At 30.9% G+C, this 14,283-nt stretch carries 9 protein-coding genes; 5 read left to right on the top strand and 4 right to left on the bottom strand.

Annotated elements, in window-relative coordinates; genetic code table 11:
• Positions 1-40 precede the first annotated feature (40 nt).
• The gene (gene kbl / locus ABWP78_RS00555; protein ID WP_353167839.1) at positions 41-1,231 is read right to left on the bottom strand and encodes a glycine C-acetyltransferase; all 1,191 of its coding nucleotides are present in this window, start codon (positions 1,229-1,231) and stop codon (positions 41-43) included.
• Positions 1,232-1,261: 30 nt separating this feature from the next.
• Positions 1,262-4,405, bottom strand: coding sequence for a UvrD-helicase domain-containing protein (locus tag ABWP78_RS00550; protein WP_353167836.1), 3,144 nt, complete (start codon positions 4,403-4,405; stop codon positions 1,262-1,264).
• Positions 4,406-4,511: 106 nt separating this feature from the next.
• On the opposite strand from ABWP78_RS00550, the gene ABWP78_RS00545 reads away from it, so the two are divergent.
• From ABWP78_RS00545 to tyrS, 5 genes are all read left to right on the top strand, one after another.
• Positions 4,512-5,120 (top strand): superoxide dismutase, encoded by a 609-nt coding sequence (locus ABWP78_RS00545; RefSeq protein WP_353167834.1) that lies wholly within the window; start codon positions 4,512-4,514, stop codon positions 5,118-5,120.
• Positions 5,121-5,197: 77 nt separating this feature from the next.
• Positions 5,198-7,426 carry a DUF5686 family protein gene (locus ABWP78_RS00540; protein WP_353167832.1) on the top strand — a complete coding sequence of 743 codons (2,229 nt, stop codon included), beginning with the start codon at positions 5,198-5,200 and terminating at the stop codon, positions 7,424-7,426.
• A gap of 39 nt (positions 7,427-7,465) precedes the next feature.
• A complete protein-coding gene (locus ABWP78_RS00535) occupies positions 7,466-9,883 on the top strand; it encodes an efflux RND transporter permease subunit (protein WP_353167829.1) in 2,418 nt (805 codons plus the stop codon).
• A gap of 21 nt (positions 9,884-9,904) precedes the next feature.
• The gene (locus tag ABWP78_RS00530) at positions 9,905-11,356 is read left to right on the top strand and encodes an ATP-binding protein (RefSeq protein WP_353167826.1); all 1,452 of its coding nucleotides are present in this window, start codon (positions 9,905-9,907) and stop codon (positions 11,354-11,356) included.
• Between the two features lie 176 nt (positions 11,357-11,532).
• Entirely contained in the window at positions 11,533-12,831 is a 1,299-nt protein-coding gene (tyrS, locus tag ABWP78_RS00525) for a tyrosine--tRNA ligase (RefSeq protein ID WP_353167823.1), read from the top strand.
• A gap of 110 nt (positions 12,832-12,941) precedes the next feature.
• On the opposite strand, the gene ABWP78_RS00520 is transcribed toward tyrS, so the two are convergent.
• Both ABWP78_RS00520 and ABWP78_RS00515 read right to left on the bottom strand, forming a co-directional pair.
• Complete coding sequence (locus ABWP78_RS00520) at positions 12,942-13,571, bottom strand: porin family protein (protein ID WP_353167821.1); 630 nt, start codon at positions 13,569-13,571, stop codon at positions 12,942-12,944.
• Positions 13,572-13,628: 57 nt separating this feature from the next.
• A complete protein-coding gene (locus ABWP78_RS00515) occupies positions 13,629-14,108 on the bottom strand; it encodes a hypothetical protein (RefSeq protein ID WP_353167818.1) in 480 nt (159 codons plus the stop codon).
• Positions 14,109-14,283 lie beyond the last annotated feature (175 nt).

Below are 14,283 nucleotides of genomic sequence, written 5' to 3'. Positions count from 1 at the left end.
TTTGTTTTTTCATAATTATATGTTAAACAAATTATTTTTATTAAATTATATTTAACTTTTTGGCAACACTTTCAAAAGCAGAAATGGCTTTATCTAAATGTTCTTTTGTATGAGCAGCAGATAATTGCACCCTAATTCTAGCCTTGTCTTTTGGAACAACTGGATAAAAGAAACCAATTACATAAATTCCTAATTTTAGCAATTCGTCAGCCATTTCTTGTGATAATTTTGCATCATATAACATAACTGGTACAATTGCTGAATCGCCATCTATAAAATCTAAACCGGCTTTTCGCATACCTTCTTTAAAATAATTAGTATTCCATTCTAATTGATCTCTTAAAGAAGTGTCTTTTTTTAATAATTCAAATACTTTTAAAGAAGCGCCAACAATTGCTGGAGCTAATGAATTTGAAAATAAGTAGGGGCGAGATCGCTGACGTAAAATTTCAATTACTTCTTTTTTAGCAGTTGTATAACCCCCCATAGCACCACCTAAAGCTTTACCCAAAGTTCCAGTAATAATATCTACACGAGTCATTACGTTTTTGGCTTCCATCGTACCTTTTCCCGTTGCGCCAATGAAACCAGCAGCGTGACATTCATCTACCATTACTAAGGCATCATATTTATCGGCTAAATCGCAAATTTTATCTAATGGTGCAACTAAACCGTCCATTGAGAAAACACCATCAGTTACAATTAACTTAAAACGATGTCCCGCTTCTGTAGCTTTTATCAATTGGGCTTCTAAATCTTGCATATTAGAATTTTCATAACGATAACGCGCTGCTTTACATAAACGTACTCCATCAATAATAGAAGCGTGATTTAAACTATCAGAAATAATACAATCTTCTTCTCCTAATAAAGGTTCGAAAACTCCGCCATTTGCATCGAAAGCTGCGGCATATAAAATGGTATCTTCTGTTCCATAAAAATCGGCAATTTCTGCTTCTAATTGTTTATGAATATCTTGCGTACCACAAATAAATCGTACAGACGACATTCCAAAACCGTGCGAATCTAAGGCGTCTTTTGCAGCTTGAACTACTTCTGGATGTGATGAAAGTCCTAAATAATTATTCGCACAAAAATTTAAAACCGTTTTGCCATTTACAACTATTTCTGCACCTTGCGGCGAAGTGATAATACGTTCTTTTTTATAAAGTCCGTTTTCTTGAATTGTATTTAATTCATTTTGTAAGTGAGCTTGAATTTTTCCGTACATTTTTTTATTGTTGTTAATTATTTAAAATTTCTACAAATGTATAATTTTTAACTCTTCTCCAATATATAACACCACTTTTTTAGTAACTTTTAAATTCATTTTTTCAATAACGCGGGCGTAATTTTCTATTTGTTTTTTGTGTTTTTCGTCTTGCGCACCTGTTTTGTAATCAATAAGAAAAGCTTCCGTGTTATTTATTACTAACCTGTCTGGTTTTAAATTGATTTCGTTTGGCGAAATAATATTGTGCTCGGTAAAAACGGTGTAATTAGGATTAAAAAAGTCTTCTAATTCTGGATGATGAATTATTTGTTTGATTTTTTCCTCAAAAATGCTTTTTTGCGATTGTTGAATCAGACCTTCATCTAAGCTTTTTGTTAAAGCAGGTTGCAAATCATTTTTCGTAGTAATATAGGATAAAATTTGATGAATAATATTTCCGAACTCAATCGCATCTTGCTGTAACGTGCCCCACATTAAGGCTTCTTTTTTGGCAATTCGTATCGAAGAAAAATCTAATGCGTTTTTTACGGACTGAATTTCTGCTTTATTTTTAGTAAATAATTTAGGTTGCGAATTTCTTTTTGAGCTTCCAAAAACATACTCTTTTTGTTCTAAAGAAAAATTTGCTTTTTGAGTCAAAAAATTTATAAAATATGAAGCTAACGTTTTGGAAGTTGAAATTTCTCCTTTTGCGGTGACTTTATAACTACTAATAATATGCAATTGCTCTTCGGCGCGAGTTAAAGCAACATATAACACGTTTATAGTGTCTAAGATTTCTTCTTGCGATTTGGTTTGATAAATTTCTTGAGTTGTGTCGCTATATTTTTCTAATATCTTATTATTTTTAACCAAAGCTTGAGGCATATCTACACTTTCGTCTTCCATTGGAATCCAAATATTATTGCTTCTTGGATTCAAACTGTCATCGGCAAACGGATAAATTACCACCGGAAATTCTAATCCTTTCGATTTGTGAATGGTCATAATTCGGATGGCTTTTTCTCCTTCTGGCGATGGAATGCTTTGTTTGAAACCTGATTTTTCCCAATATTCTAAAAAATCTGCAATGCTGGTTTGATATTTTACGTTTCGTTCTAAAACTAAATCTAAAAAATACTGCACATAAGAAATCGTAGTTTTTTCTTTTAAAAACACATTTACAATGTTTTCAACTGCCTCATATAACGATTTTTTTCTGCAATTTTCAAAGGATATTTCACAATTAAATGACGCTAAATATTTTTGTAAATCCGCTTCCGATAAGTCTTTTGCAGACACAATGAAATCGTGAATTTTATTTTTATCAACCTTTGTAGTTGCTACAAAATACAACCAATTTATTTTTGATTCTTGATTATTTGAGCTATCTAAATATTCTAAAAAATTAATAATGAATTTTACTTCTGAAGCATTTTGAATTAGCAATGTTTCCGATGAAATAATTGGAATATTATTTTCGGTTAAAAAATTAGCCAATAACACCCCGTTTTTTGTTTTTCGAGTCAATAAAACAATGTCTGAATAGTCAAATCCATTTGCAAGAGATTGCTGAATAATTTCTAATGTTTTCGATAAATATTGTTTGTCTTTTTCTGTAATCGATTCGTCTTCTGCAATTTCTTCATTTATTTCAATGGTATCATCTAAAAAAGTAACCGATACAAAACCGCCTTTTTTATCATTTGTTTCCTGTACTGCGGTTTCTTTATATAATTTTTGATACGCTTCATTGGTAAATTCTTCAGAAAGAAATTGAAAAAATTGATTATTAAAATCAATAACTTCAGAGTAACTTCTGTAATTTTTTGGCAAATTTTCTACAGATTTTTCTTTATTAGAAAACGGATTTACATCCGTACTTAAATCAATAAACTGTTCTGCTTTTCCGCCTCGCCATCGGTAAATAGATTGTTTTGGATCGCCTACAATCATTAATGAACCTTTTGTGCCATCTAAATCTTCACTTGCCAAGGCATTATCAATTAGTGGTATAAAATTTTCCCATTGTAATTGCGAAGTATCCTGAAACTCATCTATAAAATAATGACGGTATCTATCGCCTAAACGTTCATAAATAAAAGGAGCGGGTTGGTCTTTAATTTCGTTGTGAATTATAGCGTTAAAATCGGAAATAGATAAGACATTTTGGTCTTCTTGCAATTGCTTGTATTCTTTATAAATTACATTAATTAATGACAACGGAATCATGTTTTTGATAATTAAATCGAATAACGCATTTTCGTTTTTTGCTTTGTAAATAAGTGTCAGTTTTTCTTTCCAAGTAGGCGCTAAACGACAAACTAATTCTGAATTATTCGATTTTTTAGGAACCCCGATTTCTTTTTCATTTACAAAATCGTATTCGGTTGCCTTTTCCTTAAATAAATTGGCAACGTGATTGTAAAACGTTTTTCGGTCAAAATCTTCTTCAGTTAAATTATTTGAGGCAAAATCATCTAAAATGAATTTCGCTTTTTCTTTTATCAATAATTTATTGCTTTCAATTTTTAACTTTATTTTCTCTGCAATTTTAGAAAAATCATCTACGGATTTATCGCTTAATTTTCCGAAATTAAAAAAATGTTCTTCGTTTAAAATTAATCTTGAAACTTCATAAAGATCTAATGTTACGTCCCAACTTTTATCGTCATCTGTCTTACTTTTAGCAAAATTGATTAATATTTGAGTCAATTCTTCGTCCTCTCCCGCTTTTGCAACCACTACATCAATCGCATTTTTTAAAAGTTCATCTGTATCGAGTGTAACATCAAAATTGGTAGGTAAATTTAAATCGTGCGTAAATGTTCTAATTATTCGATGCGTGAATTTATCTATTGTTGAAATATCAAACGCCGCGTAGTTGTGAATTAAATTCTTTAAAATTTTTCTGGATTTTAGTTGTATCGAAGGAACATCTAATTTTATTTCAGCAGCAATTTCTCGCATAAAATCAGCTGTTTTTTCAGTAACTTCATCTTTAGTAAACGCAATTAAGCTTTCAATTATTCGGCTCTTCATCTCCTCTACCGCTTTATTGGTAAACGTAATGGCAAGAATTTTTTTATAGGTATCGTTGGCAGGAGCTACCAATAAAATTTTTAAATATTCTTTTGTTAAGGTATATGTTTTACCCGAACCAGCGGAAGCGTTATAAACTTGAAATGCCATATTATAAATAATCTTTTAAGAAAGTATTAAGACGGAAAAATTTTATTTTCAAAGTTAAAGTTATAAATTTGAAAAAAATAATTAATCCATTAAAAAATAGCAAATCATGGCTTTTGAACTCCCACAATTACCTTATGCATATGATGCATTAGAACCACATGTTGATGCAAGAACTATGGAAATTCACCATACAAAACATCATAATGCTTACACCACAAATTTGAATGCTGCTATAGCTGGAACAGATTTAGAAGGAAAATCTATTGAAGCCATTATGACCAATTTAGATATGAATAATATGCCGGTTAGAAATAACGGAGGTGGTTTTTACAATCACAATTTATTTTGGACCGTAATGTCACCAAATGGTGGTGGTTTGCCAACAGGCGAATTAGCAGCTGCAATTGACACTGCTTATGGTTCTTTTGATGCTTTTAAAGCAGAATTTGCTAAAGCTGCAGCCACTCGTTTTGGTTCTGGATGGGCTTGGCTTTGTGTGCACAAAGGCGGAAAAGTTGAAGTATGTTCTTCACCAAATCAAGATAATCCTTTAATGCCAGGAATTGGTTGTGGCGGCTCACCAGTTTTAGGTTTAGACGTTTGGGAACACGCGTATTACTTAAACTATCAAAACAGAAGACCTGATTATATTGAAGCGTTTTTCAATGTAATTAACTGGGACGAAGTAACAAAACGTTTCAACGAAGCAAAATAAATTTTAAAATAAATAAAAGCGTTCAAGTAATTGGACGCTTTTTTATTATCTGTATATTTGCTTTTAATTTCTTGTAAATGAGAATACTCGTGTGGTTTATTTTTTTTAGTTCTTTTGTAGCAATGGCTCAAAAGACAACTTCAAAGCACCGTGAAACCACTGAGAATTTAGTAACTAGTATTATTCAATTACAAAGCAAAAACCAAATAAAAACACCTGATTTTAGTTATACGTTTTACGAAAAATCAATTGTTTCTGCGAATCCAGATTCTATTTCTGCTTCAATTGATACGGTTTTTAAAAACAAGCGAAAAACGAAATTTATAATAGATTCTTCAAGTTATAAATTCAAAAAAATTATTACCAAACAACATATTTATCAAACCGAAAAAGTAGCAAAAATTTCTATCGAAAAAGGAAAGAAAAAAGAAACTATTATTGGTTTAAAAATGGCTGGTTTAAAACAACCTGTTTACGAATTACTTGGTCAGGAATTTATGTCCTTTGATTTGAGTAAAAAACAATTGAAAATTTTACAATTTACTTTTCAAAATCCGTTTTCAACTGATGGTTCTCTTAAATATAAATTTAAAATAACAGACACATTAATTAAACCAAATGGTAATGAAATAGTGTTGCAATTTGAATTAAAAAAAAGCATCAAAAAAAACAAATTAAAAGGTGTGGCTATTGTTGATTTAAAAACAAATGCCATTACTAAAATTACTTTTTTAATAAATATCATTATAAATGTAAAAGCTGAAACTATTTTTGGCTCGTTTAATACTGAAAAATCGTGGTTTCCTATTTCGCAAAACATATTGGTAACCAAAGGAAAAGGGAAACAAAATATTGATTTTTTAGGAGAAACCATTCAGTTTGACAATTTGCCGAACACTTCTAAAAAGTATGATTATTCTAATGATTTGTATGTGAAAATTTACAGAGATTACAGTAATTACAGCTTTACAGAACTTCCAGAAAATCAACGTTATCAAATTCAGATTGATAAAAGTGCTATTAAAAAAAATACTTCTTTTTTTAATACAATTTCAAACGACACGTTAGACGAAAGATCACAAAACACCTATCAAACATTAGACAGTTTAGTAACCGCAACAAAAATTGAAAAGAAAATTTATTTCGGCAAAAAACTAATTAACGGACAAATTCCGTTTGGTTGGTTTGATTTTCGTGCGCGCGATATTTTTAAATATAACAATTACGAAGGTTTCCGATTGGGTGTAGGAATTGCCACAAACGATCGCTTTTCACCTTATTATAAACTATTTGGTTATGGCGCATATGGCACACGAGACGGTGTTTTTAAAAGTCAACTTGGAAGTGCGTTTCGGATTTCAAAAAATTCGGATAGTTGGATTTCGGGTTCCTTTACAGATGATATTATTGAATTTGCTGATTTAACCTTAATAGCCGATTCTAAAAAATTTAAATTATACGACCCAAGACCCTTTAATCTTTCTACATTTTACAACCATCAATCGTACGAACTGACTTTTGAATCGAAATTTATTTCTAAAATTGAAACTACTTTTAAAATAAGTCGTTCCAGAATCAATCCTTTATTTGATTACGAATTTATTGCACCAAATAAATCTTATAAAGTATATAATTTAACATTAGCTACTTTAAGTTTAGAGTGGTCGCCAAACAGTAAATTTTTACAAGCACCACAAGAAATTTTGGAGGTAGAAAAAGGATTCCCAAAAATAATTTTGCAGGTGTCTCACGCCATCCCAAATGTATTGAGCGAAAACATTGAATTTACAAAAATTGATGCCCGAGTTTATCAAGAAAAGAAATACTTATCAGGACAAAAAACCACTTTTTTATTACAAGGAGGAATTAGTTTAGGCAACGCACCACTATCTCATTTATATAGTGTAGCGCCAAATAATTTAGACAGAGAAGCTGTTTTAAGGCGAATTACATTTGCTAATAAAACATCTTTTGAAACCATGTATTTCAATGAATTTTTTTCAGACAGGTATTCACTTTTTCAAATGAAACATTACTTTAATAAATTTCAAATTACAAAAAGCATTAAGCCGATATTAATTTTAGGAACTAAAGTCGCTTTTGGAGGATTTTCCCATCCTGAAAATCATCAAGGTATCGCATTCAAAACTATGGAAAAAGGTTTTTTTGAAAGTGGATTTGAATTGCAAAACATTTTCAAAGGCTTCGGTTTAGCTACCTATTACAGATATGGACCGTATCAATTGGAAAAGTTTGATCAAAATATCGCTATAAAATTATCTTTTACATTGAACTTGGGGATATAATTCACCATAATTCTTACCTTTGCAGCCTAAAATCATATCATGACGAAGTGGTTAAATACCAGTTTTTGGAATTTTGTAGCGCGTACGCTTTTAAGAAATAGACATTGGGTGCTTTTGTGCATTGCTTTGTTTACTATTTTTATGGCATCGCAATGGAAATACATCCGTTTTACACAAACCGAAGCCAATTTATTGCCTAACGACCATAAAGACAATATTGCTTACACCGATTTTTTAAAGAAATTTGGTGAAGAAGGTAATGTAATCATTTTTGCAGTAAAAAGTGCCGATGTTTTTAAACCAGAAACGTTTAAAACATGGAACAACATGATGGCTTCTATTGCTAAAAATAAAGAAGTTGATGGCGTGTTATCGTTTAATGAAATTGAAGATTTAGTTAAAAATGATTCCTTACAAACCTTTCAAACCAAACCTTTTATAGATCAAAATAAAGTCGCCGATGCTGATTATTTGAATACCAAAAAACAAGATTTATTAAACAAAATGCCTTTTTACGAAAGCTTATTGTTTAATAAAAAAAGTGGCGTGGTTAGAAGTGTCATTTATCTTAAAAAAGATATTGTAAACAAACCCGAAAGAAAAGAATTTGTTTTAAATAAACTAATTCCAGCTATTGAATCGTTTAAAGAAACCGCAAAAACGGATATCAAAGTTTCAGGAATGCCTTACATTAGAACTATGAATGCTAAGGCAATCATTAGCGAAATTGGTCTGTTTATTGGCGCGACATTATTGGTAACATCCTTACTTTTCTATTTCTTTTTCCGTTCATTTCGTACCACTATGATGGCGCTTTTTGTGGTGATGATTGGTGTGATGTGGTCTTTCGGATTTTTGGGATTATTGCGTTATGAAATTACTGTTTTAACGGCTTTAGTGCCTTCGTTAATTGTTATTATTGGCATTCCGAATTGTATTTTCTTAACCAATAAATACCATCAAGAAACCCGAATTCACGGAAACAGAGCCAAAGGATTGCAACGTGTTTTAACTAAAGTAGGAACCGCAACTTTCATTACAAATGTGACAACAGCGGTAGGTTTTGCAACGTTCATTATTACCGATAATAAATTATTACAAGAATTTGGAATTGTAACGTCGATAAACATTATGGCACTTTTTGTGCTTAGTTTATTTGTAATTCCGATTTTCTTCAGTTTTATGCCCATTCCAAAAGCGAGACATTTAAAACATTTGGAACGCGGGTATTTGGTGAATTTTAAAAATTGGATTATCAACCAAGTAAAATTTCATAATGTTCGTGTGTATTCGGTTGCTGTTGGTATTTTAATACTTGGAATTATTGGCGTTTATAAAATAAATATTTCTGGAAGCATTTTGGAAGACATGCCAAAAAGCACGCCGTTTTTTGAAGACATTCGTTTTTTTGAAAAAGAATTTAAAGGGGTGTTACCTGTAGAAATTTTAATTGACACGAAGCGTAAAAAAGGCGTAATGAAGATTTCAACTTTGAAGAAAATGGACGAGTTGCAATCGGAAATTGAAGCCATTCCTGAACTTTCAAAACCGGTTTCTATTGTCAATTTAGTGAAGTTTTCGAAACAAGCGTATTACAACGGAAATCCTGCTTTTTATGATTTACCCGATTCGCAAGAGCAAGCTTTTATTTTGCCTTATTTGAAAAATTCATCAAAAGACAGCAAAAATAATCCATTAAAAAGTTATGTAGATTCCAATGGGCAATATGCTCGAATCTCAACTTTTATGAGAGAAGTAAGTACCGATGAAATGGTAAAAGTGGAAGAAAAATTAAATGACCGAATCAATAAATTATTTCCAAAAGAACGTTTCACAGTTACCATTACTGGAAAAGCTTTATTATTTCAAAAAGGAACTAGTTATTTATTAGAAAATTTAATAGAATCGTTATTATTCGCTTTAGCATTAACTGGTGCTTTAATATTTTTCCTATTCCGTTCGGTTAAAATGATTTTTGTGGCTTTGATTCCGAATTTATTACCCCTATTAGCCACGGCTGGATTGATGGGATATTTAGGCATTCCAATTAAGCCCTCAACTATTTTGGTTTTCGGAATTGCATTCGGACTTTCCGTAGATGATACGATACGATTCTTAGCGCAATACCGACAAGAATTAGTTAGAAATAATTGGAAAATAAGAAAATCAATTTTCGCAACATTAAACGAAGAAGGACCAAGTATGTTTTACACTTCTTTCGTATTATTATTCGGATTTTCGGTATTTACTTTATCCGATTTTGGTGGAACAGTGGCTTTAGGAGGTTTGGTTTCCATCACATTATTATTCGGAATGCTAACCAATTTAATTTTATTACCAAGTTTGGTTTTATCGTTAAACAGAAGTATAGCCAATGCCCAAGAATTAAAAGAGCCAAGAATAGATATTTTAGAAAATAATGACGACCCAGATGCTGTGGTGGAAATAGATAAATAAAAAGAAATAAGAAATAGTACAATGATAATTTCAACTATCAATCCTTTAATTACAGATGTGTATTTGCGTTCGCAAAAAGAGAATCAATATTTTGAAAGAAAAGGATTAGGAGAGAAAGATGTAAAACCTACTAAAATTGCAGAGGAATTAATAGGACTACTTAATGCAGATGGTGGTGTTTTAGCTTTTGGGGTTACTGACGAAGGAGAAATACAAGACATTAGAACCTTAGAAAGCAAACTAGATGCATACAGAACTTTAGTATTCGATTTTATTAACCCAGCTTGTACTATTGAATTAGAAGAATTAGAAATAGATGGTAATTTAGTATTTCTATATCATGCAGAACAAGATGTAGAACGTGTTTTTTGTAGAAAAGATAATGAAAAAATTTATTTAAGAGTTCTAGATACAAATCGAGAATTAAATCGAGATCAAATTAAAAAACTAGAATATGATAAAGGAATAAGACGCTTTGAAGAAGAAATTGTAAAAGAGTTTGACGTTGAAGATTTAGATCAAAATCTACTTAATGAATATAAAGAAAAATTAAACTATAATGGCGAGTCAATAGATTTACTGGTAAAACGTCATTTAACTAAAAAGAAAGATACCGTTTATCAATTAAAAAATGCTGCTGTACTTTTATTTACAAAAGACCCTGAGAAATATATTCCTTCTGCTTCTGTTCGATACGTTCGATATGACGGAACCGAAGCCTTAACGGGGGTCAACCATAATGTAGTTAAAGATGAACGATTTGAAAATAACATTCCAAATTTAATCAATGAAATAAAGAAATTTTTGAAAGCTTCATTTAAAGATTATTACTTTTTAGATATGGAAGAAGGTCGATTTAAAAAAGTACCTGAATATCCAGAAGAGGCATGGCTTGAGGGAATTGTTAATGCTTTATGTCATCGTTCCTACAATGTTCAAGGCAACTCAGTATATATTAAACATTTTGATAACCGTTTAGAAATCAGTAATAGTGGACCTTTACCAGCACAAGTGACCATTGAAAATATTAAAACGGAACGATTTGCTAGAAATCCACGTGTAGCCAGAGTATTGGAAGATATAGGTTATGTAAGACAATTAAACGAAGGTGTTTCTAGAATTTACGAATCAATGGAAAAGTCTATGTTGTCAACTCCAGAATATAAAGAAGAAAATGGAAATGTTTACTTAATATTAAGAAATAAAATAAGTGAGCATTCTAAAACCATTCATGATTCGATAATAGAAAAAATTGAGGAAAATTGGAAAACTTACAACGAAACTCAAAAAAACATTCTAAATTATTTGTTTTTAAATCATAAAGGAACAATATTAGATTTTGATACCCACATAAATGTAAATGAGAAAACAATTCGCATTTATTTAAAGCAATTTGAAAAGGATAATATTTTAGAAAAATTGAGCGATAAACAACGAGACATTAAGGCTCATTTTGTATTTAAAAAACATTAATAACTCATTAAGGAATGCTAATTTTATTCGTTTAATTATCGATTTACAAGGGTTTTGAAAGATTAAGGAACATTGACACTAACTTAAGGAACATTGACAATAATTTAAAAAACAAAATATAAAATAATTTCAACAAACTTAAATTAAGATTGTTGAAGAAATAAAAATAAAATAAAATGAAGAATTTAATTGAAGAATTACAATGGAGAGGTCTGGTACACGATGCGATGCCAGGAACAGAAGAGCAACTTTTAAAAGAGCCAACAGCAGTTTATATTGGTTTTGATCCTACTTCAGATTCCTTACATATTGGTAGTTTAGTACCTATTATTTTATTAATGCACTTGCGAAAATTCGGACATAAACCTTACGCTTTAGTCGGCGGTGCAACTGGAATGATTGGTGATCCATCAGGAAAATCAAACGAAAGAAATTTATTAGATGAAGCGACTTTAAATCACAATGTTGAAGGAATTAAAGGTGTGTTGTCTCGGTTTTTAGATTTCAATGCTACGGATGCACAAGCCCCAGTTTTAGTTAATAATTACGATTGGATGAAAGATTTCTCGTTCATTGATTTTGTTCGAGAAGTGGGAAAACGCATTACAGTTAACTATATGATGAGTAAAGATTCTGTAAAGAAACGTTTGTCTGGGGAAGGCGAAGGAATGAGTTTTACAGAATTTACGTATCAATTAATTCAAGGATACGATTTTTATCATTTGCACAAACACCACAATTGTAAATTACAAATGGGCGGAAGTGACCAATGGGGAAACATCACTACTGGTACAGAATTAATCCGAAGAATGAATGTTGATTCTGAAACGGAAGGAAAAGCTTTCGCGATGACTTGCCCGTTAATTACAAAAGCTGATGGTTCGAAATTCGGAAAATCGGAAAAAGGAAACATTTGGTTGGATGCGGATAAAACATCACCGTATGAATTTTACCAATTTTGGTTTAATACGACGGATGTTGATGCCGAAAAATATATTAAAATATTCACGTTCTTAGACAAAGCTTCGATTGATGCGTTATTAGCGGAACACGCTGAAGCGCCACATTTACGAGTATTACAGAAGAAATTAGCCGAAGAATTAACCGTTATGATTCACGGTGCAGCAGAACACAAAAAAGCCGTTTTTGCTTCACAAGCCTTCTTTAAACCAACCGTGGACGATTTAAAACTATTAGATATAAAAACGTTAGCCGATGTTTTCCAAAGTTTAGATCAAGCGGAAGTTACTTTAGCAGAAATACAAGCGGGTTACCCAATTGTAGATGCCTTTGTGAAATCTGGATTTTTATCTTCAGGAAATGAAACCAGAAGAGCGTTAAAAGAAAATGCCGTTTCCGTAAACAAAGTAAAAGTAACAGAAGAATATATAATTTCAACTAACGATTTAATTGCGAACACGTTTGTTTTATTGCAAAAAGGAAAGAAAAACTATTATATTTTAAAAGTGGTGTAAGCTGGTTTTAAACTAAAATTAAAAGAGATAAAAAAAGAGCTGTAATTTTACTTACAGCTCTCAAAAAAAGATTATTACATTTATTATTATAAATTAATTAGTAATAAAACTTAAAAATTATAACCAACTCCTATTTGCACTACTCTGTTTTTAGCTTTTATTCCATCAGTATCACTTGAATTAGATGCACCTAAATGATATCTTACATTCGCAAATAAATTATCTGTGATGTGATAACCTGCACCCAAGTCTACTCCCATTACAAAACTTTTATAAAATTCTTTTACATCTATATTATCTCTTGTTATTGTTGAATTAGATGATGAATAAGTAACTGTTTGACTCGCTTTTGCACTCATCAATACATCTAATTGAGGACCAGCTTCTACATAAAATTTATCTATAAATTGATATTGAAATACTAAAGGAACACTTATGTAATTTAATTTAACTTTGGCGTCATAAATGCTTCCTCTCTCATTTAAATACTCTTTAAATCCTTGCATAGAATAAAGTAACTCAGGTTGAAACGTAAACTTACTTGCTACAGGAATGGAAACAAAACCACCCGCATACAAGCCAGTTAAAGCATTAATATCCGAATTAAAAGTGCTTTCTACACTGGCACTAGACAAATTAAGTCCTGCTTTCGCTCCAAACTTAACCGTTTCACTTTTTTCTTGTGCTTGGCTTACTGCCAAAGTAGCTAACAAGGCTACTGATAAAATTAATTTTCTCATGATAATTTATTTAATTGTTAAATGTTACTATAAGTTACAATACAAGGAACGCTAAAACTATTGTTGAAAGCGAACTAATGAATAGCCTGTGGCTTCTCCAATAAAAGCATTGCAGGTTCTTGTTCCTGTAGGAATTTCAATAACCATCGTATTTTGTGTTAACGAAACTACTTTTCCATCTTCAAGAAAAGGGAAAGAATTAGTAGAAAAAATAGCGTTATCTTCAAAAATACAATAACTTGAAAAATCATTTTCTATTACACAATTGGCATTAAAAAATTGCAGAAGCATTTCTTTATAGGAGTTACTATTATCATTTCTAAAAACAAGAACGGCATTTTTATTACCTACACAAACTGGCTGAAAATCTACCACGGAACCGTTTGGTCTTTTTAATTTTGTAAACTGCCAAGGCCCTATAATATTAGCCCATGTTTTTGGCACTTGAGTTTCTACTGGAGTAGCATTATCATCATCTTTAGAGCAAGAAGATAAAAGTAGTGTACAAACACTTAAAATTGTTAAAAAAATTTTCATAGTTAAATAATTTAATTTTTGTTTTATGTATAACTTATTATGCGAAAGGATACTCACGTGAACGGATGTCTATATTATATTTTGTATTTAATTGTTGGTCGAGATTAATTAAATAGTAATTCCAATATTATAATTGCTAACAGTATGGTAATTCCAAAAACAATAAATGCAATAG

Source organism: Flavobacterium sp. (assembly GCF_040402955.1).
GTDB lineage: Bacteria > Bacteroidota > Bacteroidia > Flavobacteriales > Flavobacteriaceae > Flavobacterium.
This window is presented reverse-complemented; position numbering and strand designations above follow the sequence as displayed.